The organism is Microbacterium phosphatis (assembly GCF_049177115.1).
In the GTDB taxonomy this organism is placed as follows: domain Bacteria; phylum Actinomycetota; class Actinomycetes; order Actinomycetales; family Microbacteriaceae; genus Microbacterium; species Microbacterium phosphatis.
In genome coordinates this window covers 2,063,248-2,086,282 of sequence record NZ_CP185370.1, presented here as the reverse complement: position 1 = coordinate 2,086,282, position 23,035 = coordinate 2,063,248, and the positions used below count along the sequence as shown (strand labels likewise).

Below are 23,035 nucleotides of genomic sequence, written 5' to 3'. Positions count from 1 at the left end.
GTCGCAGGTCGAAAGCCAGCTGACCAGCGAATCCGCGGCCCCGAGCACAACCTCTCGGATCGGGTCGCTGCTCGCGTCCCTGAACATCTTCGGCAACCGGAAGTGACGGGTCGACGAGTGACGCAGGAGAGGACGGGTTGTGGCGCAGATACCTGAGGGCAGATTCGCGAGCCTGAAGACGAAGCTGCTGTGGACGGCGCTGTTCTTCCTGTGCTTCATGATCGGGCGCTACATCCCGATCCCGCTTATGCACGGCACGGCGACCGGAACGGGCGTCGAGCTGCTCAACGCCGCGAACATCGCGACCGGCGGCGACTTCTTCTACCCGTCGCTGTTCTCGCTCGGGCTGGGCCCATGGATGGGCGCCGCCATCCTGTGGCGCTTCCTCTTCATCGGCAGGATCGCCCGGGGCCGCAACATCCCCGAGGCCACCGTCGATCGCGCCCGCAACACGCTGGTGGTGATCCTCGCGGTCATCCAGGCCATCAGCCTCATGTCGACCTATGACGTCGAGGACCTGCCCATCGGGCCGTTCTCGGCCCAGGTGAACGCCCAGGTCGTCATCGTCGTCGTCCTGACGGGCGGCGCGCTGATCGTGGCCTGGCTGGCGAAGCGCAACGAGGAGTTCGGCCTCGGCGGCATCACGATGTTCATCCTGTATCAGCTCATCATCACCGCCATGCGCAACCTCGAGGTGCTGCCGGCATCGACGAGCGAGGCGCGCGACGCCGGCGTCCTCTGGGTCGTGATCGTCGCCTGCGTGGCTGTTGTGCTCATCGGGATCATCGCCGGAAACGCCGAGCTGCGGCTGCACGTCAACAAGGTGGCCATCGACAACGGCTACATCGGCGTCTCGTACCTCCCGATCAAGCTCAACCCCGCGGGAGTCTCGCCCATCATGTACGGGCTCGCGCTGATGACTATCCCGCAGAGCATCGCCGGCGCGGCCGGCGCGGTGATCCCGGGCGCCGCCTCGGGCGCTGAGCGGTTCATCGCCGTCTGGGCGCTGAGCAGCCCCGTCGGATTTATCGCCTACCTCACGCTGCTGTTCGTGCTCACGATCCTCTTCGGACTCTTCACGGTCGATCCCCGTGCGACGGCCAAACGGATGCGCGACGCCGGCGAGTACTTCGATCACGTCCCGCCCGGACCGTCCACGCGGAGCTACCTGCGGCGACGGGTCGTTGCGCTCTCGACCGTCAGCGGGGTGTTCCTCGTGGTCTTCACCGGCCTCCCGTTGCACTTCATGGCGGACTACCCGAGCCTGCAGTTCCTGCTGATGGCCCCCGGCACGCTGATGATCCTGCTCGGGCTGCTGTGGATGCTCCAGGAGGAGATCGCCGACACGCGGATCGGGACGAAGTACGACTTCGCATTCGGCACCCACGCCCGGAGGGTCGCCGCATGATCCATTTCGTCCCGTCCTGGTACAACCCCACCCGCCGGTGGTACGCCACCGACAACGCGTGGTTCCACAGCAGCGCCGGCACTGAGGCCGACGACACCGTCACCCGCGTGCGGATCTTCCGGCAGGGCGACGAGGACGCCCGGCTCGTGGTGCTGAACTACGCGCCGAGTCTTCGTCGTTTCCTCCACAGCCACAACATCCTCGACGTGCCGTACTGGTCGTTCTTCGACGAGCTCCAGGGCCTCGAAGACGACTACACGCGCCCCATCGACTTCCTCGAGCTCGAGTGGCCCGACGACGTCAGCTTCTTCTACAACCCGTTCCTCGTGACTGTCATGCGCGGCGCCGAGGTCTACGCGCGTGTGCACCTGGCGCGGGCAGGAACCCTGCAGTCGATCCGGTACTACGGCGACGGCATGCCCACCGTCGAGCGCATCTACGATGACCGTGGCTTCCCCTCCAGCGTGCTGATGCACGACGAGGCCGGCAGGCCCATGACCCAGTACTACCTGTCGCGCGAGGGCGACGTGATCCTGAGCGAAGACGTGCCGTCCGGGCGGATCGACATCGTCCAGGCCACGGACGAGCGGATCCAGCAGCAGTCGTACGACAGCTGGGAATCGCTGATGGCGGAGTTCCTGGGCGGGTACCTCCAGGAGCGCAGCGGCCTCGGCGACACCGTGGTGCTCGCCGTGGCGGAGCAGCACAACGACCTCGTCGCCTCCTGTCTCGGCGACCAGATGCTGGTGCTCTCGCGCTCGGCCGCGCGCCCGGCCCCCGCATCGAGCGACCTGCTGGCCCGCGCGGAAGCCGTCTTCTCTGACTTCGGTCAGCCGCAGGAGGGCGGAGGGCGCCGCGCGGCGGCGTGGGAGCTGCTGCCCACCCTGTCGATCTATCCCCTCGAGCAGCGCGCGAGCTTCGGCGCAAGCGCGAACGAGTCGACCGTCTACATCTCGCTCCTCGCCGACGACATCGCCCCCGAGGAGCTCGACTTCGCGATCGCGACCATGGCCACCCAGCTCGTCGACGACAGCACGCGCCTGCTGGTGTGCACCTTCCGCCGCCACGACGTCGAACACCTCCGTGCCCTCCGAGGCGTCATCTCGGGCTACCAGCACCTCGACCTGGCATTCCTGGAGTCCGACGAGACCACCCGCCTCAGCGTCGACGTCGGCATCGCCGAGGGACCGGAGGAGAAGATCCAGCTGACGTTCGTGGATCGCGAGTCCGACCTCATCCGCACGATGGCGCGGACTCGGGTGCTCGTCGACCTCGGCGCGCGACCCGACATCCGGCTCGCGGCCGCGGCCGTCGACGCGGGCGTCCCGCAGATCAACCGCGCCGAGCAGGAGTTGGTGACGCACACGATCAACGGCTTCGTCATCGGCGACGACGCGGAGCTCGGCACGGCCGTGGACTACTTCCTCTCGGGCCTGGAGCACTGGAACCGGTCGCTAGTGCAGTGTCGCGTCCTGGAAGACCTGTTCAGCGCGCCGGAGGTGCTCACCCGGTGGGAGCTCATCAAGGAGGTGGCGGCGTATGCGCGTCCTGCAGATCGGCCGTGACGACTGGTCGGCAGCGGCGCGGATCCCGTCCGGTGTCGCGTGGGAGTTCGTCCACGTCGACGACGAGATCGGATTCGACCCCGCGCTCATCGGACGGGTGGATGTGACGATCCTCGACGCGTCGTGCGACCTGCGCAATCTGCAGGCCGTCGGCAAGCTCATCACGCCGCACACCCTGCTCGTCGAGCCCGGTGTCCGGGCGGACCCGAGCGAGGATCACGCGCGATTCTTCGCCCAGAAGGCGGCGCTCGCCCAGGACATGGACGACCGTCAGGGCCTCGTCGATCAGCTCCCGCGGCGCTACTTCGCGAAGCCGTTCGGCCAGAAGCTCGAGATCCGCAGGACCGAGGTGTCGCCGCTGCACGCGTCGCGCGCCTGGTACGAGGGCAACGCGTACCTCGCCACCGACGTCGATCACGACGGCGACTTCCGTCAGCTGATGATGTGGAAGGAGAACATCCTCTACGAGAACCATCGCGCCCTCGAGCTCTGGCCCGAGTACGTCAAGGACGAGGGGTGCGAGATCCAGCTCGTTGTGCAGCTGATCCAGAACGGCACGTCCGATGTGATCTCCTTCCACCGGACGTACTCGGAGGCGGAGCTCGCCGAGCCGATCGTCATCTCGCACGAATCGAGCGGCTATCTGTCGTGCTCGATCTTCGCCAGGGGCCACGGCCGCGTGAAGGTGGGGCCGATCCACTATCGGCACTCGCGCGAGGGGGCGGGGCACTTCCTGCCCGGCGGTCGCAGGATCGTCGACAGCCGTCGCGAGGAGCTGTTCACCTACTTCCACCCGGGCGATCTCACGCCGCCGCTGAACATCTACTTCTCGGGCTACCGCCCTGCAGAGGGCTTCGAGGGCTACTTCATGATGGCGGGGCTCGGGCATCCGTTCCTGCTGATCACGGATCCGCGCCTCGAGGGCGGGCGCTTCTACCTCGCCGGCGATGAGCTCGAGGGCCGGCTGCACGAGGTGATCCGGGAGCACATCGACGCACTCGGCTTCCGGGAGGAGGACGTGATCTTCTCGGGCCTGTCGATGGGCTCGTTCGGCGCGCTGTACTACGGCTCGCAGTTCCGCGCGCACGCCATCATCGCGGGCAAGCCGATCATCGACCTCGCGTACGTGGCCGAGCGCGGCCGGCTTGTGCGCCCGCAGGAGTTCCTCACGATCCTCGACATCGTGAACTTCTGGAACAAGGCGGACGAGGACGGCGCGCCCTCGACGGCCGACGCGTTCACTCGGGCGCTGCTGGAGCGGTGGCGGGGCGAGCCCGGCTTCGGCGACACGAAGATCCTGATGTCCTACATGCAGCAGGACGACTACGACGACGCGGCCTACTACACGCTGCTCGAGTCGCAGGCCGGCAAGGCGACCGAGGTGATCGCGCGCGGCTACCAGGGGCGCCACAACGACGACAGCCCGTCGATCGTCGCCTGGTTCGCGGGTCAGTTCCGGCGCGTCATCGACGAGTACACGGAGGCGCGCAATGGCGAGTGATCCGATCGCGACCATGCGATGGGGGAGCCTCAACAGCCGGGCCGCGCTGTACGGCTCGGTGCTGAGCCTCGAGCCGACCGGCGAGGTGCGCCTGACGAACCGGCTGATGCCCAGCGGCACCACCATGCAGGAGTGGTACTCGTTCACCGACTATCAGGCGGTGCGCGAGGCTCCGACCCTGCCGCTGCTCCGCGTCGGCAGGAGCTACCGCCTGCAGCCGACCCTCCAGACCACCCCCGCCGACAGCGTGGTGTTCGACGTGCGCTACTTCGACCGATTCGATGCGCTGCTGCGGGTGGACGTGCTCCACCCGCCGACGTACGCGTTCGACTATCCGCAGGGGTGCCACCACTACACGATCCGGCTCGCGAACGCCGGATGCGATGAGCTGCGCTTCACCTCCATCGCGCTCTGGGAGGGGGATGACGATGCGGAATGACGACGCGAGGAATCGCCGGCTGATCGAGAAGGTGAATTCCCACCAGAACGCGATGCGCGCGCTCTCGGACGCGGAGCTGCAGGACAGGACCCGCCAGTTCCGCGCGAGGGTCGAGGGCGGCGAGACCCTCGACCAGATCCTTCCCGAGGCCTATGCCGCGATCCGCGAGGCCGATCTGCGCATCCTCGGGAAGTTCCCGTACGACAACCAGATCCTCGCGGCGATCGTGATGCATCAGGGCAACATCGCGGCGATGAAGACCGGCGAGGGCAAGAGCCTCACGGCCACCCTCCCGCTGTACCTCAACGCGCTCGGCGGCCGGGGCGCGATCCTCGTGACGGTGAACGGCTACCTCGCGCGGCGCGACGCCGAGGAGTTCGGCCCGGTGTTCGAGTTCATGGGGCTGCGGCTGGCGATCGGCGTGCCGGAGGTGGCGACCGAGGACTTCACCCCGGAGGAGAAGAAGGAGATCTACGCCGCCGACATCGTCTACACAACGAGCGACAAGGTCGGGTTCGACTACCTCCTCGAGAACCTGGCCGGAACGAGCGAGGACAAGTACCTCCGCCCGTTCCACTACGTGCTGATCGACGAGGCCGACGCGGTCCTGCTGGACCTGGCCCAGATGCCGCTGGTCATCTCCGGATCACCGCGCGTGCAGTCGAACCTCTACCCGCTGGCCGACGAGTTCGTCGCGACCCTCCGCGAGGGCATCGAGTACGAGCACAACGAGGGCACCGGCGTCACGCGCCTGACCGAGCAGGGGATCGCCGCGGGCAACCGGTTCTTCCACGTCGAGAACCTGTATGCCCCCGAGCTGTTCCGGCTCAACCGTCACGTGAACCTCGCGCTGCGCGCCCGGACGCGGTTCGAGCCGCTGCGCGACTACATGGTGATGAACGGCAGCCTTGTGCTGCTCAGCGCGGTGACGGGCCGGCTGCTCGAGGGCAACAAGCTGCAGGGCGGCCTGCACCAGGCGATCGAGGCGCGGGAGGGCCTGGAGACCACCACGGAGAACCGGGCGATGGCCTCCGTGACCTACCAGAACCTCTTCCTCATGTTCGAGACGATGGGTGGCATGACGGGCACCGCGAAGGGATCCGAGAAGGAGCTCCTCAAGATGTACAGCACGGAGGTCGTCGAGATCCCGACGTACCGGCCGATCATCCGGACGGACGAGCCCGACGTCGTTGTGCGCACGCTCGCCGAGAAGGAGCGGCTGGTGATGGACTACCTCGAGGAGATGCGCAAGACGGGAAGGCCCATCCTGGTGACCACGGGCTCCGTCCGCAGCTCGATCACCTTCTCGCAGTACCTCCTCGAGCGGGGCATCGAGCACAACCTCCTCAACGCGCTGAGCGAGGCGAAGGAGGCCGTTATGGTGCGCGAGGCCGGCCAGGTCGGTGCGCTCACGGTCGCCACGCTGATCGCCGGCCGCGGCACCGACATCAAGCTCACGCCCGAGGCGAAGGAGCTCGGCGGGCTGGTGATCATCGGCACCGAGAAGATGCCCAACCGTCGTGTGGACGGCCAGGTGCGCGGCCGAAGCGGGCGCCAGGGCGACCCGGGAACGAGCCGCTTCTACGCCTCGTTGGAGGACGAGGTCTTCGTCCGGTTCGGCTCGGTGACCCAGGAGAAGGTGCTCAGGAGGACGTGGAGCGACCGCACCATGCGTCGGCTGCTGGATCGCGCTCAGAACGCCAGCGAGGAGCGCGCGGCCGGCGCGCGCAAGCTCTCGAAGGACTTCGACATCGCCATGGCCCGCCAGCGCGACCTCGTCTACGAGATGCGCTCGCAGATCGTCTCCGGCGACCCGGTCACGACCGACGAGCTCGAGCGGATCGCGGCCGGCGTGTTCGCGGATGCGGCCCGCGCTCGCCGCGGTGAGGGTGTCGGCGGCCTCAAGCGCTACATCTTCGACAACGTCGGCTACCGGATCCCGGCCGAGATCGACGCTCTGGACACGGACGACCCGCAGCAGGTGACGGATCTCCTGTCCGGTATGTTCTCGCGCGCCATCCAGGACAAGCTCGACGTCCTCGGCGATGCCGAGGTCTTCGCGCGCTTCCAGAACATCGTCTTCCTCAAGGCGATCGACGTCGCCTGGATCGAGCAGGTGGATTTCCTCGAGCAGCTGAAGACCGTGGTCCAGGACCGCGACCTGGCGCAGCACAAGGTCGAGTACGAGTACCGGCGAGAGGCGTACTTCGCGTTCGAGGAGATGAAGAGGCGCATCGACCGCGACATCGTCCGCCTGCTGTGTCTCAGCCGGATCGAGCGAGGCGCCGACGGCGGCCTCCTCATCCAGTTCGCGTGAGGGGTCGGCTGCCCGTGCGCGTCTTCAACGTCAACAAGGCCGTCGGCCTGGCCTCGAGCGGTGTCGAGTACGCCCAGATGTACCGCCGCGAGCTCTTCGCCGACATCCCGTGGGTCGAGGACTCCTACGTCTTCACCGACTACATGGGCACCAACATCAGCTACTTCTCGGACCGGATCGGCATCCCGCGGCATCAGGTGCTCTGGATCTACAACCTGGTGGCCGGGCGGGAGACGCTGCCGTCGACGGTGCGCCTGGACGACTACATCGCCACCATCGGGCAGCCCCACGCCGATCCGCAGATGTTCCGCCACCACACCGATGTCGCCCTGGCCGACTCCTCGGTGCGCTACCGGATCCGCACGCTCGCCGGGGGGATCGTCGACCGTGTCGAGACGCTGGTCGGGGATCAGCTGATCCGCATGGAGCATCACGACGAATCGCTCAACAACGTCGAGCACTTCCAGGACGGCGCGCTCGCCCGACGGGTGTTCCATACGACGGACGGTCGGGTGGCGGCCGAGCAGTTCTACCGCGACGGTGAGATCACCCGGACGGTCATCACTCCGGCCTCTCCGCTGCACCGGCCCGGTGCCCGCCCGGGCCGCGAGCGTCCGAGCACGTTCACCGGCGACGTCGTCCTCGAGGGCAGGTCGCAGTTCTTCCGCTTCGTGTTCGAGCGCCTGTTCGACCGTCAGGATGACGTCGTCATCGTGGACCGGGCGCTCGATGTCATCGACAGCATCTACCCGGTGATCGGCGGCCGGCGCCTGTATTCGATCGTGCACGCCGAGCACTTCGATCTGAAGCAGATCGACGACGGCGTCCTGCTCTGGAACAACCACTACGAGAACGTGTTCACGCGCCCCGACCTCGTCGACGCGTTCGTCGTCTCCACCCACCGGCAGCAGGAGGTGCTCCAGCAGCAGCTGGCGGCTCGCCTCCCGGAGGGCGACTTCCGGGTGGTGCGCATCCCCGTCGGGTTCGTCAGCGTCCTCGACGAACCGCCGGCGTACGATCCGGTGGCCCTCGTCACGGCCAGCCGCCTCGCCGACGAGAAGCACATCGACCTCCTCATCCGCGCGGTGGCCGCGGCGCGGGAGCGCGTCCCCGGTCTCCGGCTCGACATCTACGGCGAGGGGGATCGAGATCCGCTGCTGAAGGTCATCGACGAGACGGGGACCCAGGACTGCGTGCGCCTCATGGGGCACCAGAAACTCGAGAGCGTGCTGGGCACGTACGCGCTCTACCTGTCGGCCTCGACCTCGGAGGGGTTCGGGCTGTCGCTCCTCGAGGCGATCGCCGAGGGGCTTCCGATCGTGGGGTTCGATGTCGACTACGGCAACCGCGAGATGGTGGAGCCGGGAGTGAACGGGCTGCTTGTGCCGCACACCTCCGACGACGGCGATGCCGGCGCGCTGGCCGACGCCGTGGTCGAGGTGCTGACCTCCGGCGGCCTCGACGACATGCGGGCCCGCAGCCTGCAGCGTGCGGGCGCCTACACGGCCGCGCACGTCGGGGAGCTGTGGGAGCGGCTCCTCTCCGAGGAGGCATCGTGCTAGCGCTGTTCGACGCGTTCGATGACGCGACGCGCGAGCTGATGCGGTCGCTCGAGACCGCGGGGATCGCCTTCACCCCGGTCGTGGTGCACTACGACGGGGAGCTGCCGGAAGGCGCGCTGTGCCCGTTCGCGGTGTACACCGGCCTCGAGCGCCACGGCGAGCCGCTCTTCTTCAACGAGGTGCCCGTGCCGCAGTGGTGCGAGATCCGCCAGGGTCAGGAGGTGTTCGCGGAGGTCCTGCGTGAGGGCTCGACGATCGGCCGGATCCACTACGAACCGAACTCGTTCCGCCAGGTGGAGAGCGTCGAGTGGCTGATGCCGGGAGGGGCGCCCAGTCACACCGACCACTACGACCGCTACGGCAACCGGTACGCCACCACGTACCGCAGCGCGGGGGTGGCCTATCAGACCGTCTACCGCGGACCGGGGGAGTGGCAGATCGAGGTGCACCACCCCACCCGGGCGGTGACGATGCAGTCGGCGCGCGGGCGTCTGGCCTTCGAGTCGCTGACCGACTTCGTCTCGTTCTTCCTGGACGATCAGGGGATCGACGACGATCGGGTGCTCATCAACTCGCTGTCGTACCCCCTGTTCGTTATGCGCCAGCGCGCCCAGGCGCCGAACACCACGCTGTTCTGGCAGGAGCCCGGCACGGGCCCGCTGCCCGGGAACATGGTCCTCGAGCTGGAGGGACCGCGCGCCCTCGAGCGCATCGTGTTCCTCGACGAGGGCCAGCAGCGCGACGTGGCCGCGCAGCACCCCGCCACCGGCGTCGAGCTCGCGTACCTCTCGCACCTCGGCCAGTTCGCCGATACGCGCGATCCCGAGCCCCGTCGCGCCTTCATCCTCACCAACAGCGACGACATCCCGGGTCTGGTCGAGCTGCTGGAGGCCTTCCCGGACGTGACCTTCTCGGTGGCCGCGCTGACGATGATGAGCGAGAAGCTCATGGATCTGCGCCGGACCCACGCGAATCTGATCCTGATCCCGACCATCAACCACCGCGGCATCCGCGACGAGCTCGACCGGGCGTCCGTCTACCTGGACATCAACGCGGGCGCGCATGTGCTGGACGTGGTGAAGGCCGCGTACCACCTGGACCTGGTCGTCCTCGCGCTCGCGGCGCACGCCAAGGCACCGCACCACTCGCGCGTGGTGACCACCGTGGACGAGGTCGCCGCGCTCCTGGCGCGGGTGGTGACGAGCCCCGAGGGACGACGGCTCGTCCTCGACGAGCTGCACCGCCAGCACGGGCCGCTCTCGGCGCCCGAGGACTACCGGCGGCTCCTGGGACGGGGCTAGGCCGGCGCGGTCAGATGTGCCGCGCCACCTCGCGCATCAGGGCCTTCGGGTCGTCGGCCCACAGCCGCACCCGCTCGACCACGTGGCGCCCGCCCTTCGGCGCGAGGCCCGGAAGGGTCACGGCGGTCGGCCGCTCGAGCACGATGAGGATGCTGGTCTCGTTCGCGATCCGCACCGCCAGAGTCGGCACGCCGCCGTCGTCGGCGATCCGCGGTGCCTTCTCCTCGTCGACACGTCGCGCGAGCTCGACGGACGCGATGTCGTCCCAGGAGAGCGGGACGTCGATCTCGAGGCCCTCGCGGACCCGGATGCCGTCGGGGCCGACGGTGTGCGGGCGCATCAGCATCGCGCACAGCAGGCCGATCATCCACGTCAGTCCCCAGATTCCCAGGACGAGCAGGGCGATCCGCACCGGCACGATGTCGCGGAAGATGAGGTCGAGGATCGGGATCTCGACGGCCGACAGCACGATGAACACGATCAGGATGGTGAGGATCGGCGCGTGGTACCCGAAGCCGGCGGCGCCCGGGGCGACGGCGGGGCGGCGCGCGATCGCCCGTGCGATGCTCGCGTAGATCCTCAGCTCGACGCGGAGCGCCCGCATCGCGAGCGATCCTGCCCGCGCGCGGAACGTCGGCGCGGCCGAGGGGGCGTCGAGCGCGGTCATCGCGACGCCGCCTCGTCGACGGGGGCGGGGGTGGCGGCTTCTTCGACCAGAACGGTGAGGCGGGCGGCGATCGCGGCGATGCCGCGCTCCAGCGCCGCGCGGTCGGCGGGATCGACGGCCGCGAGCAGGGTGGCCGAGAGCTCGGCATGCTCGCCCTGCATGGTCGCCATCTGCGTCGCCGCGGTCTCCGTGAGCTCGACGACCGTCGCGCGCCGGTCGGTCGGGTGCGGCGTGCGGCGGACGTACCCGTCGGCCTCGAGCACGTCGATGATCCCCGAGATATGGCGCGCCGAGACGTCCATCGCGCCGGCGAGCTGTCGCTGCGTGGCGGGCCCGCCGTGCTGCAGCACCCAGAGGGCCTGGACGCGGGTGGGCGTGAGCCGGGTTCCCGCGAAGGCGCGGTTCATGTCGCGCTGGAACAGCTCGCTCACGAGAAGCAGGTGATCGAGGATCGTGGGGTCCATATGATTACCCTACTTCATAGTTACCGTTGGTAACGAATTAGGGCGTGGTCGGCTGGCGGGGAATCCGGGGGTGGGATGGGGGCTGTCGTCCGGTCGAGGTATCCGATATTCTCCGAAGGCCACCCTCCGCGGCCCCTGGGTAATCGTCCCCCGGATGGACGACGCGAGCGCGAGCGCGCCACGTCTAGGATGGGGGCAATCATCAAGGGGGCTCCTTTTATGGAATGGCTGATTCCTGTCGTCGTTGTGGTCGCGATCCTGGTCATCGCCGGCATCTACCTCTGGGCGACGTACAACTCGCTTGTGCAGCTGAACGTCCGGGTCGATGAAGCATGGAGCGACATCACGGTGCAGCTGAAGCGTCGTGCCGACCTGATCCCGAACCTCATCGAGGCGGTGAAGGGCTACGCGGCTCACGAGAAGGCGGTCTTCGAGAACGTCACGCGCGCACGCGCCGAGACCCTCACGGCCCAGACCCCCGGCGAGGCGGGCGTGGCCGAGGGTCACATTCAGCAGGCGCTGAAGAACCTCTTCGCGGTCGCCGAGGCGTACCCGCAGCTCCAGGCCAGCCAGAACTACCTGCAGCTGCAGCACGCGCTGGTCGACACCGAGGACAAGATCCAGGCCTCGCGCCGCTTCTACAACGGCGGCGTCCGCGAGCTGAACACCAAGATCAAGGTGTTCCCGAACAACCTCTTCGCCCGCAACCTCGGCTTCTCGGAGCGGGAGTTCTTCGAGGTGGTCGACGGCGCCGCGATCGCCGAGCCGCCTCGCGTCCAGTTCTGACGCGCTGCGTTCGACGGCCGCTCACCTCCGGGTGGGCGGCCGTTGCGCGTTGTGGCGCCCCGGGCCCCGGCGAGGTGGACGTCGGAGGCCCGCCCTAGAGTCACGGTGTGAAGAAGGGATCTATCCGCCGAGACGCCCAGCCCGTGCAGCGCATCCAGGAGTCGCCGTACGATCCCGCCGATCGCGCCGCCTGGCCGATGACGCTGGCGCCGGTGCGGCAGCTGCTCGACGAGGGGATGGACCTCGGCCGGGTGACGGTGCTGACGGGCGAGAACGGCGTCGGCAAGTCGACCATCGTCGAGGCGCTCGCCGCGGCGTTCGGCCTGAACCCCGAGGGCGGCTCGTCCAACGCCGTCCACTCCACGCGGGTCTCCGAGTCGCCGCTGGGCGATCACCTCCAGCTCGTCCGGGGCGCGGGGTCCTCGCGTCGCGGGTTCTTCCTGCGCGCCGAGACCATGCACGGCCTGTACACGTACCTCGAGGACATCGGCGTCGGGCAGCCGCTGCACGAGCGCAGCCACGGCGAGTCGTTTCTGGCCCTCGTCGAGGAGCGCCGGCGGATGGCCGGGCTCTGGGTGCTCGACGAGCCGGAATCGGCGCTCTCGCTGTCGGGGTGCCTGGCGCTCATCGGCCTGCTGCGCGAGCTGCTCGAGAGCGGATCGCAGGTGGTCCTGTCGACGCACTCGCCGATCCTGGCGGCGTTCCCCGGGGCGGATCTCTACGAGCTCGGCGACTGGGGCATCCGGCGGGCCGAGTACAACGACCTCGACCTCGTCCGCACCTGGCGGCTCTTCCTCGACGCTCCGGAGCGCTTCCTGCGTCACCTCGACTGAGGCGGCCCGAGGGTCGAGAGCGCCTCGAGCTCCTCGGCCGCGGTGAGGCCCGTCACCACGGCGCCGGGGGTCGCGTCGAGCCAGGCGCGGGTGTCGCGCGCGGTGTCGGCGATCGGGCGCGGGGCGAGCCCTGCTTGGAGGGCCGGGCCGGCGAGATGCGTCATCATGCCGTCGTACTCGGGGCGCGGCAGCCACAGCGGCAGCGATCGCGGGCCCATCCACGGCTCGACGCCGATGCCCTCGAGCTGCTCGTCGGTGGCCCAGCGCCAGCGCGGTCGTGCCGCCACCCCCGCGGCGATGTCGTCGAGGAACCCGCCGATCGGGCGGGGCTGGTCGACGGCGTCGAAGACGCCGACCGTTCGCCGCTCGGCGAGCAGCACGATCCATTCCGCGAGGTCGCGCACATCGATCACCTGCACCGGGTCGGCCGGATCGCCCGGAGCGAGCACGATCTCGCCGTCGCCGGCGCGGCGGAGACGGTCGACCCAGTAGGTGAAGCGGCCCGAGCGGTCGCCGGGACCGACGATGAGCCCGGGGCGCACGATCGTGTGCGAGGCGGCCTCGGCGACGAGGCGCTCGCACGCCGCCTTCATCGGGCCGTAGGCCTCGGGGTCGTCGCTGTCATCGAACAGCGGCTCGTGCAGCGGCAGGATGCCGGGGCCGCCGCCCCGCGTCGCCTCGTCGGCGTACGCGCTGATCGATGACACGAACACGCGGTGCCGGGCATCGATCTGCGCGAGCGCGGAGCGCACCTGCGACGGACGGCGCGAGACGTCGACGACGGCGTCGAACCCGGGATCCGTCAGCTCGGCGGGGAGAGGTGCGTCGCGATCCGCGATCACGTGGACCGCGCCCTCGGGCGGCGTCCCCGACACCCCGCGGCTCGAGGTGGTCACCTCAAGACCGCGGGCGAGCGCGGCCTCCGCGACCGCGCGGGAGACGAACACGGTGCCGCCGAGCACGAGGAGACGCATGCGGGAAGTCTGCCGTCGCCGCGGCGCCGCCGGAAGGCTGTTCGCGCCGGGCGGAGCGCGGCGGATCCCCGCGACGCGGGGCCCTTCCGGCGCGCGCGCGTGGGGGCCAAGCTGAGGGCATGAGCGAGCGCACGGGCTGCATCATCGCCGGCGGAGGGCCGGCCGGGATGATCGCGGGGCTGCTGCTCGCGCGGGCGGGCGTGGAGGTCACCGTGCTCGAGAAGCACGGCGACTTCCTCCGCGACTTCCGCGGCGACACGATCCATCCCTCGACGCAGCTGCTGCTCGACGAGCTGGGGCTGATGGAGCGCTTCCAGCGGATCCCGTTCTCGCGGCTCGAGTCGGTGCAGGTGCCGGCCGCCGACGGCACCGTCGTCACCGTCGGCGACTTCCGGCGACTGCGGCACCCGTACCCCTTCATCGCGATCGCTCCGCAGTGGGACTTCCTCGACCTGCTCGCCGAGGCCGGGCGCGAGGAGCCCACGTTCCACCTGCGGATGCGCACCGAGGTCACGGGGCTGATCCATCGCGGTGGACGGATCGCGGGAGTGCGGTTCGCGGATCACGCGACGGGGAAGCGGGGCGAGCTCATCGCCCCGCTGACGATCGCCGCCGACGGGCGCGATTCGGCGGTGCGCCGGCTGGCCCGCATCCCGATGCGCGACTATCCCGTGCCCTTCGACGCCCTCTGGTTCCGGATCCCGGCGGTGGCCGCCGACGGGACGCCGATCGACGTGGGCCGGAACCTGATCCCGCGCGGGGCGGGCGGGCGGCTGTTCATCCTGATTCCGCGGGGTGACTACGTCCAGGCGGCCATGCTGGTGCCAAAGGGCACCGACGCGCAGATGCGCGCCGCGGGCATCGAGGCGTTCCGCGCCGACGTCGCGGCCGCCGTGCCCGAGCTCGCGGAGCCCAGCCGCGGCCTGGAGTTCGCCGACGTCCACGTGCTCGACGTGAAGCTGAACCGCGCACGACGCTGGTGGGCCCGAGGCGCGCTGTGCATCGGCGACGCCGCGCACGCCATGTCACCGGCGGGCGGCGTGGGGGTCAATCTCGCCGTGCAGGACGGTGTGGCGGCGGCCGCGCTGCTGGCGGCTCCGCTGCGCGAGGGACGGATGAGCGACGCGGTCGTGGCGGCGGTGCAGCGCCGCCGCACGATGCCGACCATCGTGACGCAGACGGCGCAGCGTGTCATCCACGCCGGCATGCGACGGGCGTTCGCCGCCGGCTGGACTCCGCGCATTCCTCGCGAGCTCGCGAGAGTGGTGCGCGCCGTGCCGTGGCTGACCGCGGTGCCGGCGACGCTGGTGGGCATCGGCGCCCGCCCCGAGCACGCCCCGCAGTTCGCGAGGCGCTGAGTCAGGCGACCTCGGCGTCGGCGTCGGCGGTGTCTTCGTGTGCTGCCACGGCCTCGGCCCGCACACGCTCGTGCCGGGAGGCCTCGGGCATAACGAAGGCGAGATCGGACGTGGCGTCGCCCCAGTGCGAGAGGGAGATGTGCGCGAGGCCCTGCCAGGCCGCGGCCTCGCGCAGCGCCTGGGCGACGCTCTCGGCCGTGGTGGCCGGAACCCCGGCCTCCCACCACGCCGACTGCACACGGAGCGTGGAGGACGGGCGGTCGGCCTTGAGGTCGACCCGGCCGACGATGCGCTCGCCGACCAGCACCGGCAGGGAGTAGTAGCCGAACCGGCGCTGAGCGGCGGGCGTGTAGATCTCGATGCGGTAGTCGAAGTCGAAGAGCCGCTCGGCGCGCTCCCGGAACCACACCACCGGATCGAACGGCGTCAGCACGGTCGCGCGGTCGACACGGCGGGGCAGCGCGGCGTCGCGGTGGACCCAGGCGGGCTTCGTCCACCCCTCGACCTCGACGGGGGACATCTCGCCAGCGTCGATGAGATCGTGCACGGAGGACATCACGGCCTTGCGGTCGCGCAGGCGGTGATAGTCGGCGAGATCCGATGCCGTCGCGACGCCGTGGGCGCGGGACGCGCGGCGGACCAGCTCGCGTATCGCGTCCTCGCGCGGGATCTCGATGTCCCGCGCCGCGCTCGGCACCACATCCTCGGTGAGGCCGTAGCGGCGCTCGAAGCCGCGGCGCCCCGCGATCGCCACGTCGCCGAAGCGCCACATCATCTCGAGCGCGCGCTTGACGACGTCCCAGTCCCACCACGGGCCTCGCGCGCCGCGCTGCGCGTCGGACTCGATCTCGGCGGGGCGCAGCGGCCCCCGCGCGGCCAGCTCGGCCCGCACCCAGGCGACCGTCTCGGCGTTCTCGGCGTACCAGCTGCCGGGGCCGCCGTGCTTGGCGCGCATGTCGTCCATCCGGAAGCGCCACAGTGGCCAGTCCTCGACGGCCAGGAAGGTGGCCTCGTGGGCGAGGTACTCGACGTACGCGCCGGTCGCGCGCGGCCGCCCGCCGGCGCCGTGCCGCAGGACGAGCCGATCCAGATCGCCGGTGTCGTAGCCGCCGAGGCGCGAGAAGAGCGGCACGTAGTGCGAGCGGGCGAACACGTTGACCGAATCGATCTGCAGCACGCCCATCCGCGCGATCGCCGCGTTGAGCTGGCGGGTGCCGACGGCGGCGGGCCGCGGCCGGGCGAACCCCTGTGCGGCCAGGGCGACCCGGCGGGCCTCGGAGATCGACAGACGCTGCTTCACCCCCGCCACGCTAGCGAGAGCCACCGACATGATCGTGGCCCCCGGCGGGCGCGGACATATTCCTGACCGTTCACAGCCTCGGATCTAGACTGACGAAGATGAGCGAGGACAAGCCCCGTACCGGGATCTGGGACGTCTTCCGCCCCCGTCCCGCCGAGTCGCACGCGGTGCGACCGGCCGAGTCGACCGTGCCCACCGGGCTGCGCATCGCGACCGCGTACGCGTGGCGCATGCTGGTCATCGCCGGCGCCATCGGCGTGCTCATCTGGCTCGTCATCCAGTTCAAGCTGCTGGTGATCCCGCTGCTCGTCGCGATCCTGATCACGGCGCTGGTGTGGCCCGCGCTCTCGTGGCTGCTGCGTCACGGGGTGCCGCGCTGGGCCGCGATCACGCTCACCCTGATCGGCACGCTCGCCATCGTCGCCGGGCTGGTGTGGCTCGTGGCCTGGCAGATCTCCCGCGAGGCCGGGGGAGTGCGCGATCGCGTGGTCGTGGCCGTCGAGGATCTGCGCGCCTTCCTGCTGACCCTCGGCGTGTCCGAGTCCGAGATCAACACGTACATCGACCAGGGTCTCGGCATGCTGCAGGAGCAGTCGGGCATGCTCTGGAGCGGTGCCCTCGCGCTCGGCTCGACCGTCGGCCACGTCGCCGCGGGCGCCCTGCTGACGCTGTTCGCCCTGATCTGCATCCTGGCCGACGGCGGCAGCATCTGGGGCTGGACCGTCCGCCTGTTCCCGGCCGAGGCCCGCCGCGCGGTCGACGTGGCGGCCCGCAACGGCTGGCAGACCGTCATCAACTACGCGCGCACCCAGCTCCTGGTCGCCACGATCGACGCGGTCGGCATCGGTCTCGGTGCCTTCTTCCTGCAGCTGCCGCTCGCGATCCCGATCGCCGTCCTGGTGTTCCTCGGCTCCTTCGTGCCGCTCGTCGGCGCGATCCTGACGGGCACGGTCGCCGTGTTCATCGCTCTCGTCTACAACGGCCCCTGGATCGCCCTGGCGATGCTCGCGGTGGTGCTCGCGGTCCAGCAGATCGAGGGGCACATCCTGCAGCCGCTGCTCATGGGCTCGGCCGTGAAGGTGCACCCGCTGGCGGTCGTGATGGTCGTCGCGGGCGGATCGATGATCGCCGGCATCCCGGGCGCCCTGTTCGCCGTGCCGCTCGCCGCGTTCGTCAACGTCGTCGCCGTGACCTTGTCGTCCGGCTCCTGGCGCACCGGGGGTCTGCCGCGGCGCGATCTCATCTGGGACACCGTCCCCAAGACCATCGGCCCCGTCCGCGGCGGATCATCCGCCCCCGTGCGGCAGGCGAAGCCCGACCCGAAGAACGACCAGCAGAACGGAAGCGCCGAGTGACCACCGTCGATCCCGCCCAGTCCGCCGCAGACACCCAGGGCCTGCCGATGATCCCGACGCTGTCCGAGATCGAGGCGGCGGCGCGGAGTCTGGAGGGCGTGATCAACCACACCCCGATGGAGTACTCCCTCCACCTCAGCGAGGTGCTCGGCGCGCCCGTCAGCCTCAAGCTCGAGAACCTGCAGCGCACCGGATCCTTCAAGGTGCGCGGCGCGACCTATCGCCTCTCGCGCCTGACCGCCGAGGAGCGCGCTCGCGGCGTCGTCGCGGCCTCCGCGGGCAACCACGCCCAGGGCGTCGCGCTCGCGGCCCAGCAGCTGGGCATCCCCGCCACCATCTACATGCCGCTCGGCGTGCCCGTGCCGAAGCTGCTCGCGACCCGCGGGTACGGTGCCGAGGTCGTGCTCGACGGCGCGACCGTGGCGGTGGGCCTCGAGCGGGCGCTGGAGCACTCCCAGCGCACGGGCGCGGTCATGATCCACCCCTACGACCACCGCGACGTGGTGATCGGCCAGGGCACGCTCGGCCTCGAGATCATGGACGACGCCCCGGACGTCGAGACGATCGTCCTCGGGATCGGCGGCGGCGGGCTGATCGCCGGCGTCGCGGCGGCGGCGAAGGCCAAGGCGGCGGCCGAGGGTCGCACGATCCGCGTCATCGGTGTGCAGGCCGAGAACGCCGCCCCTTACCCGCTGTCGCTCGAGGCGGGGGAGCCCGTCCAGGTCGAGACGACGCCGACGATCGCCGACGGCATCCTCGTCGGGCGCCCGGGCGATGTGCCCTTCGCGATCATCAAGGAGCTCGTCGACGAGGTCGTCACCGTCTCGGACGACGACATCGCCCGCGCCCTGCTGGTGCTCCTCGAGCGCGCAAAGGTCGTCGTCGAGCCCGCGGGGGCCGTGGGGGTCGCCGCGATCCTCGCCGGGAAGGTCCACTCCACCGGTCGCACGGTGGCGATCCTGTCCGGCGGCAACATCGATCCGCTGCTGCTGCAGCGTGTGGTCGCGCACGGGCTGGCCGCCTCCGGCCGCTACATGTCGATCCGCGTTCCGCTTCCCGACCGCCCCGGCCAGCTGGCCCGCGTGTCCGAGCTGCTCGCCGAGGCCGGCGCGAACGTCATCGAGGTGCTGCACACCCGACACGGGCAGGGCCTGCAGATCAGCGAGGTCGTGCTGCAGATCTCGGTCGAGACCCGCGGCAAGGAGCATCGCGAGCTCACCCTGCAGCTGCTGCGCGACGCCGGCTTCCGGCCCGAGGTTCTTCCCGACTGACGCCGCATGACGAAGGCCCCGTTCCACGGAACGGGGCCTTCGTCGTGCGAGAGGGGGATCAGCCGGTGAAGGTCTCGACCTTGACGATCTCGACGGCGATGGACTTGCCGTTGGGGGCCTCGTAGGACGTCTTCTCGCCCTCCTTGAGACCCAGGATCGCGGCGCCCAGCGGGGACTGCTCGCTGTAGACGTCGAGGTCGGTGCCGCCGGCGATCTCGCGGCTGCCGAGCAGGAAGCGCTCCTCGTCGCCGAGGACGATGGCCGTGACGACCGTGCCCGACTGGACGGTACCGTCCGACTCGGGGGCCTCGCCGACCTCGGCGCCCTTGAGGAGGGCCTGGAGGTCGCGGATGCGCATCTCGATCTTGCCCTGCTCGTCCTTCGCGGCGTGGTAGCCGCCGTTCTCCTTGAGGTCGCCCTCTTCGCGGGCGATCTCGATGCGCTTGGCGATCTCCTCGCGGCCGGCGGTGGAGAGCTGCTCGAGCTCGGCGGCGAGGCGGTCGTACGCCTCCTGGGTGAGGAAGTTCGACACGGTGGGCCCCCTTATTCGGAGATGAACGGACGGAGATAGTGCAAGACGCCCCGGCGTCGTGCCGGGGCGTCGAGATTTCTGCGGGTCAGACTACGTGACCCAGCAGGATTCGACCAAACCGGTCGTCGCCTCCGCGACGGTGGGGACGGTCTCGACGTGACGCTGGTGGTGGCCCTCGCCGGGCTCGTACTCCACCACCCGCCAGCCCACAACGCCGAAGCCCTCGTCGAGCGCCTGCACGGCGCATGCCACCGAGCGCCCCTCCGGCGCGGTGAACTGGAAGGCGACCTCTACCGTGCGGGCGTTATGCACCTCGTAGCCGAGGCCGTCGACGCCGACGGTGTTCATCTCCTTCGTCACCGTGCTCCACGAGAACCACGCGACCACGAGCACGGCCACGGCGATCACCGCGATCCAGGCGATGCGCCGGCGCGCCGGATCGCGGGTGCGACCGTAGCGGTCGTCGAGCTGGGCCTGGGTGGTCATGGATCTCCGGAACGTAGGCTGGAGACTCCAGGCTAGAACAGGAGCCCCATGCTTTCCTCCGCGCTGCACGCCCTCGCCGCGACTCCCACCCCGCTTCCCACCGAGGGGCCGGATCCGTCGCTCGTCACCCCGGGCGTCGAGGGCTTTGTGGTCATCGCGCTTCTGGTGGTCGTCGTCGGCCTGCTCGTGGCCGACATGCTGCGACGTGTGCGCAACACGCGCTACCGCGCCGAGGCGAATGAGGCGCTGGACGCCGAGGAGGCCGAATCCGGGCGCCCCGCCGGGGACAAGGACGACTCGAAGCGAGGCGACGACACGGTCGAGTAGCATCCGTATGTCCACGGGAGGGGGCATATGAAGCCTGCACAGCCGCGCAAGCTCGAGCGTTTCGCCGGGCTCGCCATCCTCGGGTTGACGCTCTGCGCCGCCCTCGCGCTGTGGGCTCTGCTCGCGGCGATGAATGTCCGCCCCTTCTGGGACCCGGAGTCGTTCCTGCTGGGCGGCCTGGACATCCGCTACGACCTGCATGCCCCGGCGCTGCTGCTCATCGTCGGCGCGCTGGTGCTCGCCGTGGTCGCCGGCGTCGGCATCGCCCTGTTCGAGGACATCGTCGTCAAGCGCTCCCGCCGTACCGAGCCCGACACCGTGAAGCGCCCGCTGGCGCCGCGGCGCGTGATGGCCGAGACGCGCGGCCGGTTCCTCGGCGAGGTGACGATCACCGTCGTGATCCCCGCGCACAACGAGGAGAACGCGATCGGCGACACGATCGCCTCCCTGCGCTCGCAGACGACGCCGCCGGAGCGGATCGTCGTCGTCGCCGACAACTGCACCGACCGGACCGTCGAGATCGCCCGCGCCGCCGGGGTCGAGGTCTTCGAGACGGTCGACAACCTGCACAAGAAGGCCGGCGGCCTCAACCAGGCGCTGCGGGAGATCCTGCCCGGCTGCGGCGAGAACGACGCCGTGATGGTGATGGATGCCGACACGCAGATCGCCACGGACGTCTTCCTCGAGACCGCCCGCCGGTACATGACCAACGACCGCGCCCTCATGGCCGTGGGCGGCCTGTTCCTCGGCGAGCCGGGACACGGCGTGCTCGGGCTGATGCAGCGGAACGAGTACACGCGCTATTCGCTCGAGATCGAGCGCCGTCGAGGACGCGTCTTCGTGCTCAGCGGCACGGCGACCGTCTTCCGGCCCGCGGCCCTACGCACCGTCGCCGCCTCGCGCGGCACGCTGCTGCCGGGCGTGCACGGCGATGTCTACGACACGATCGCGCTCACCGAGGACAACGAGCTGACGCTGGCGATCAAGACGCTGGGCGGGCTCACCCTCTCGCCGCGCGAGTGCACGGTCGTCACCGAGCTGATGCCCACCTGGGGCGCGCTGTGGCGCCAGCGCCTGCGCTGGCAGCGCGGCGCGATCGAGAATCTCGCGGCCTACGGCGTGACGCCGGTGAGCATCCGGTACTGGGCGCAGCAGATCGGCATCGGCTACTCGGTCATCGCCCTGTCGTCCTACTTCGTCCTCCTGATCCTGATGATCGTGTCGATGGACACGTGGGTGTGGTTCCCGTTCTGGATCGCCCTGGGGGCGGTGTTCTCGCTGGAGCGCCTGGTGACGGTCTGGCGCGGCGGCTGGCGTGCACGGCTGCTCGCCGTCCTCGTCATCCCCGAGGCGCTGTTCGACCTGTTCCTGGATGTCGTGTTCGTCAAGGGCATCTTCGACATGACCTTCCGCCGCGAGGCGAAGTGGACGCACGGCACCGCCGCGACCACCGCGGCCCCCACCCCGTCGGAGGTGTCCGCATGAGCGCGGTGGCCGAGCTCGTGGCCCGCACGGGCCTCCTCCTGCCCGAGAGCTTCCTCACGAGCGAGTGGTTCGCGGTGCTGGCGGCGTTCGTGGCGGTGAACACGCTGATGTACGTCGCGCTCGCGACCGTCAAGATCGTGCCGAAGTTCAGGATCAACTGGCGTGGTCGCTCGCGTCGCAGCGAGACGCGCAGCATCCACCCGGACGCCCCGGTCTGATCCGGGCGCGTCAGCTCATGTAGGGAGCGGGGCGGCCGTAGTACCACCCCTGGGCGAAGTCGATGCCCGAGGTGATCGCCATGCGCTCGTGCTCCTCGGTCTCGACCCCCTCAGCCACGGTCGTGGCGCCGACGGCGCGCGCGGCCGCGAGGAAGCTCTCGAGCTCCAGCTGGGCGCCCGCGTCGTAGCACGCACCCTGGATGATGCGGCGGTCGACCTTCACGATGTCCGGATGCAGCGCCTCGACCCATTCCGTGGTCGCGTTCGCCGATCCCGCGTCATCGATGAGCAGCAGCACGCCGAGTTCGCGGGTGCGGCGCCGGAGGTGGTCGTCGGGGGTCGACGTCTCGGCGAGCTCGATGCCCCAGAGGCGGCCCGGCGGGAAGAGCCCGTCGAGGGCGGGGGAGTCGATCGTCTCCGCCGACGCGTTGAGCGTGACGGCGTACTGCGCGGGGATGACGGCGGCGGCGGCCACGGCGCTGCGCAGCAGTGCGAGCTCGAGCTCCATGAGCTGGCCCGCGGCCAGCGCCTCCTCCAGGTGCACCTGCGGTGACCGGCGGTCCTGGAAGCGCGCCAGGGCCTCGTACCCGATGACCGTCTGGGACTCGAGGTGAACGATGCACTGGAAGTGGATCTCGTGCGGAGGGATCATCACGGCAAGGGCGAGCACTGCATCGGGCATGATCTCGCTTCCGTAGGGGATAGCCGGAATATCGACCCTATATCACGCGAGGTTCCGTGAGCGGCCCGTATCACGTAGTAGCTTAAGGGCAGATCTCCCCGGATCTGCACCCTTACCCACCCGACACCTCCCGGCCGCTCCCCACCGGTACGGAGACCCGAATGACGCGCACGCCCGCCAGGGCCGCACGTCCCTCCCGTGGAA

Annotated in this window: 22 protein-coding genes; 15 read left to right on the top strand and 7 right to left on the bottom strand. The window is 69.9% G+C overall.

The features are described from left to right. Window positions 1-139: 139 nt before the first annotated feature. From ACOKGD_RS10015 to ACOKGD_RS09985, 7 genes are read left to right on the top strand one after another with little or no spacing between them, the layout of a single operon-like run. The gene (locus tag ACOKGD_RS10015) at window positions 140-1,408 is read left to right on the top strand and encodes a hypothetical protein (protein WP_342334311.1); all 1,269 of its coding nucleotides are present in this window, start codon (window positions 140-142) and stop codon (window positions 1,406-1,408) included. Then, complete coding sequence (gene asp1, locus ACOKGD_RS10010) at window positions 1,405-2,973, top strand: accessory Sec system protein Asp1 (RefSeq protein ID WP_342334312.1); 1,569 nt, start codon at window positions 1,405-1,407, stop codon at window positions 2,971-2,973. The genes ACOKGD_RS10015 and asp1 overlap by 4 nt, the downstream gene beginning before the upstream one ends. Continuing rightward, window positions 2,948-4,474, top strand: a complete 1,527-nt coding sequence (gene asp2 / locus ACOKGD_RS10005) for an accessory Sec system protein Asp2 (protein WP_342334313.1) — start codon at window positions 2,948-2,950, stop codon at window positions 4,472-4,474. Before asp1 ends, asp2 begins: the two co-directional genes overlap by 26 nt. Before the next feature lie 13 nt (window positions 4,475-4,487). Further along, entirely contained in the window at window positions 4,488-4,913 is a 426-nt protein-coding gene (gene asp3, locus ACOKGD_RS10000) for an accessory Sec system protein Asp3 (protein ID WP_342334314.1), read from the top strand. Further along, window positions 4,897-7,230 (top strand): accessory Sec system translocase SecA2, encoded by a 2,334-nt coding sequence (gene secA2, locus ACOKGD_RS09995; RefSeq protein ID WP_342334315.1) that lies wholly within the window; start codon window positions 4,897-4,899, stop codon window positions 7,228-7,230. The genes asp3 and secA2 overlap by 17 nt, the downstream gene beginning before the upstream one ends. Next, complete coding sequence (locus tag ACOKGD_RS09990) at window positions 7,227-8,792, top strand: glycosyltransferase (RefSeq protein WP_342334316.1); 1,566 nt, start codon at window positions 7,227-7,229, stop codon at window positions 8,790-8,792. The genes secA2 and ACOKGD_RS09990 overlap by 4 nt, the downstream gene beginning before the upstream one ends. Further along, entirely contained in the window at window positions 8,786-10,093 is a 1,308-nt protein-coding gene (locus ACOKGD_RS09985; RefSeq protein ID WP_342334317.1) for a hypothetical protein, read from the top strand. The genes ACOKGD_RS09990 and ACOKGD_RS09985 overlap by 7 nt, the downstream gene beginning before the upstream one ends. A gap of 10 nt (window positions 10,094-10,103) precedes the next feature. Here ACOKGD_RS09985 and ACOKGD_RS09980 read toward each other — a convergent pair whose 3' ends face one another. After that, window positions 10,104-10,760, bottom strand: coding sequence for a hypothetical protein (locus ACOKGD_RS09980; protein WP_342334318.1), 657 nt, complete (start codon window positions 10,758-10,760; stop codon window positions 10,104-10,106). Next, window positions 10,757-11,224 (bottom strand): MarR family winged helix-turn-helix transcriptional regulator, encoded by a 468-nt coding sequence (locus ACOKGD_RS09975; protein WP_342334319.1) that lies wholly within the window; start codon window positions 11,222-11,224, stop codon window positions 10,757-10,759. Before ACOKGD_RS09975 ends, ACOKGD_RS09980 begins: the two co-directional genes overlap by 4 nt. Before the next feature lie 219 nt (window positions 11,225-11,443). Between ACOKGD_RS09975 and ACOKGD_RS09970 the strand changes: the two genes are divergently transcribed. Further along, window positions 11,444-12,010 (top strand): LemA family protein, encoded by a 567-nt coding sequence (locus ACOKGD_RS09970; protein ID WP_342334320.1) that lies wholly within the window; start codon window positions 11,444-11,446, stop codon window positions 12,008-12,010. Window positions 12,011-12,117: 107 nt separating this feature from the next. Next, window positions 12,118-12,843, top strand: a complete 726-nt coding sequence (locus tag ACOKGD_RS09965; RefSeq protein WP_342334321.1) for an AAA family ATPase — start codon at window positions 12,118-12,120, stop codon at window positions 12,841-12,843. Here the strand turns inward: ACOKGD_RS09965 and ACOKGD_RS09960 are convergent. Further along, the gene (locus ACOKGD_RS09960) at window positions 12,831-13,817 is read right to left on the bottom strand and encodes an NAD-dependent epimerase/dehydratase family protein (RefSeq protein WP_342334322.1); all 987 of its coding nucleotides are present in this window, start codon (window positions 13,815-13,817) and stop codon (window positions 12,831-12,833) included. The two genes, ACOKGD_RS09965 and ACOKGD_RS09960, sit on opposite strands and share 13 nt — an antisense overlap. A gap of 119 nt (window positions 13,818-13,936) precedes the next feature. Here ACOKGD_RS09960 and ACOKGD_RS09955 point away from each other — a divergent pair, with 119 nt between their 5' ends. Further along, window positions 13,937-15,175: an FAD-dependent oxidoreductase gene (locus ACOKGD_RS09955; protein ID WP_342334323.1), complete on the top strand. Its 1,239-nt coding sequence runs from the start codon at window positions 13,937-13,939 to the stop codon at window positions 15,173-15,175. A 1-nt stretch (window position 15,176) separates the two neighbouring features. On the opposite strand, the gene ACOKGD_RS09950 is transcribed toward ACOKGD_RS09955, so the two are convergent. Next, the gene (locus ACOKGD_RS09950) at window positions 15,177-16,475 is read right to left on the bottom strand and encodes a winged helix-turn-helix domain-containing protein (protein WP_421355124.1); all 1,299 of its coding nucleotides are present in this window, start codon (window positions 16,473-16,475) and stop codon (window positions 15,177-15,179) included. Window positions 16,476-16,573: 98 nt separating this feature from the next. Here ACOKGD_RS09950 and ACOKGD_RS09945 point away from each other — a divergent pair, with 98 nt between their 5' ends. Together ACOKGD_RS09945 and ilvA are read left to right on the top strand one after the other, a co-directional pair. After that, the gene (locus ACOKGD_RS09945; protein WP_342334325.1) at window positions 16,574-17,830 is read left to right on the top strand and encodes an AI-2E family transporter; all 1,257 of its coding nucleotides are present in this window, start codon (window positions 16,574-16,576) and stop codon (window positions 17,828-17,830) included. A gap of 47 nt (window positions 17,831-17,877) precedes the next feature. Continuing rightward, a complete protein-coding gene (ilvA, locus tag ACOKGD_RS09940; RefSeq protein ID WP_342335489.1) occupies window positions 17,878-19,101 on the top strand; it encodes a threonine ammonia-lyase in 1,224 nt (407 codons plus the stop codon). 58 nt (window positions 19,102-19,159) lie between these two features. Here the strand turns inward: ilvA and greA are convergent, their stop codons facing one another. Both greA and ACOKGD_RS09930 read right to left on the bottom strand, forming a co-directional pair. Further along, a complete protein-coding gene (greA, locus tag ACOKGD_RS09935; RefSeq protein ID WP_342334326.1) occupies window positions 19,160-19,633 on the bottom strand; it encodes a transcription elongation factor GreA in 474 nt (157 codons plus the stop codon). 90 nt (window positions 19,634-19,723) lie between these two features. Next, window positions 19,724-20,119 carry a DUF4307 domain-containing protein gene (locus tag ACOKGD_RS09930; protein ID WP_342334327.1) on the bottom strand — a complete coding sequence of 132 codons (396 nt, stop codon included), beginning with the start codon at window positions 20,117-20,119 and terminating at the stop codon, window positions 19,724-19,726. A 48-nt stretch (window positions 20,120-20,167) separates the two neighbouring features. Here ACOKGD_RS09930 and ACOKGD_RS09925 point away from each other — a divergent pair, with 48 nt between their 5' ends. The 3 genes from ACOKGD_RS09925 to ACOKGD_RS09915 are packed head-to-tail and all read left to right on the top strand — an operon-like array spanning window position 20,168 to window position 22,149. Next, window positions 20,168-20,446 carry a hypothetical protein gene (locus ACOKGD_RS09925; protein WP_342334328.1) on the top strand — a complete coding sequence of 93 codons (279 nt, stop codon included), beginning with the start codon at window positions 20,168-20,170 and terminating at the stop codon, window positions 20,444-20,446. 27 nt (window positions 20,447-20,473) lie between these two features. Further along, the gene (locus tag ACOKGD_RS09920; protein ID WP_342334329.1) at window positions 20,474-21,931 is read left to right on the top strand and encodes a glycosyltransferase family 2 protein; all 1,458 of its coding nucleotides are present in this window, start codon (window positions 20,474-20,476) and stop codon (window positions 21,929-21,931) included. After that, window positions 21,928-22,149: a hypothetical protein gene (locus tag ACOKGD_RS09915; protein WP_342334330.1), complete on the top strand. Its 222-nt coding sequence runs from the start codon at window positions 21,928-21,930 to the stop codon at window positions 22,147-22,149. The genes ACOKGD_RS09920 and ACOKGD_RS09915 overlap by 4 nt, the downstream gene beginning before the upstream one ends. A gap of 10 nt (window positions 22,150-22,159) precedes the next feature. Here the strand turns inward: ACOKGD_RS09915 and ACOKGD_RS09910 are convergent, their stop codons facing one another. Further along, on the bottom strand, window positions 22,160-22,831 hold the full coding sequence (locus ACOKGD_RS09910) for an EAL domain-containing protein (protein WP_342334331.1): 672 nt from the start codon (window positions 22,829-22,831) through the stop codon (window positions 22,160-22,162). Window positions 22,832-23,035 lie beyond the last annotated feature (204 nt).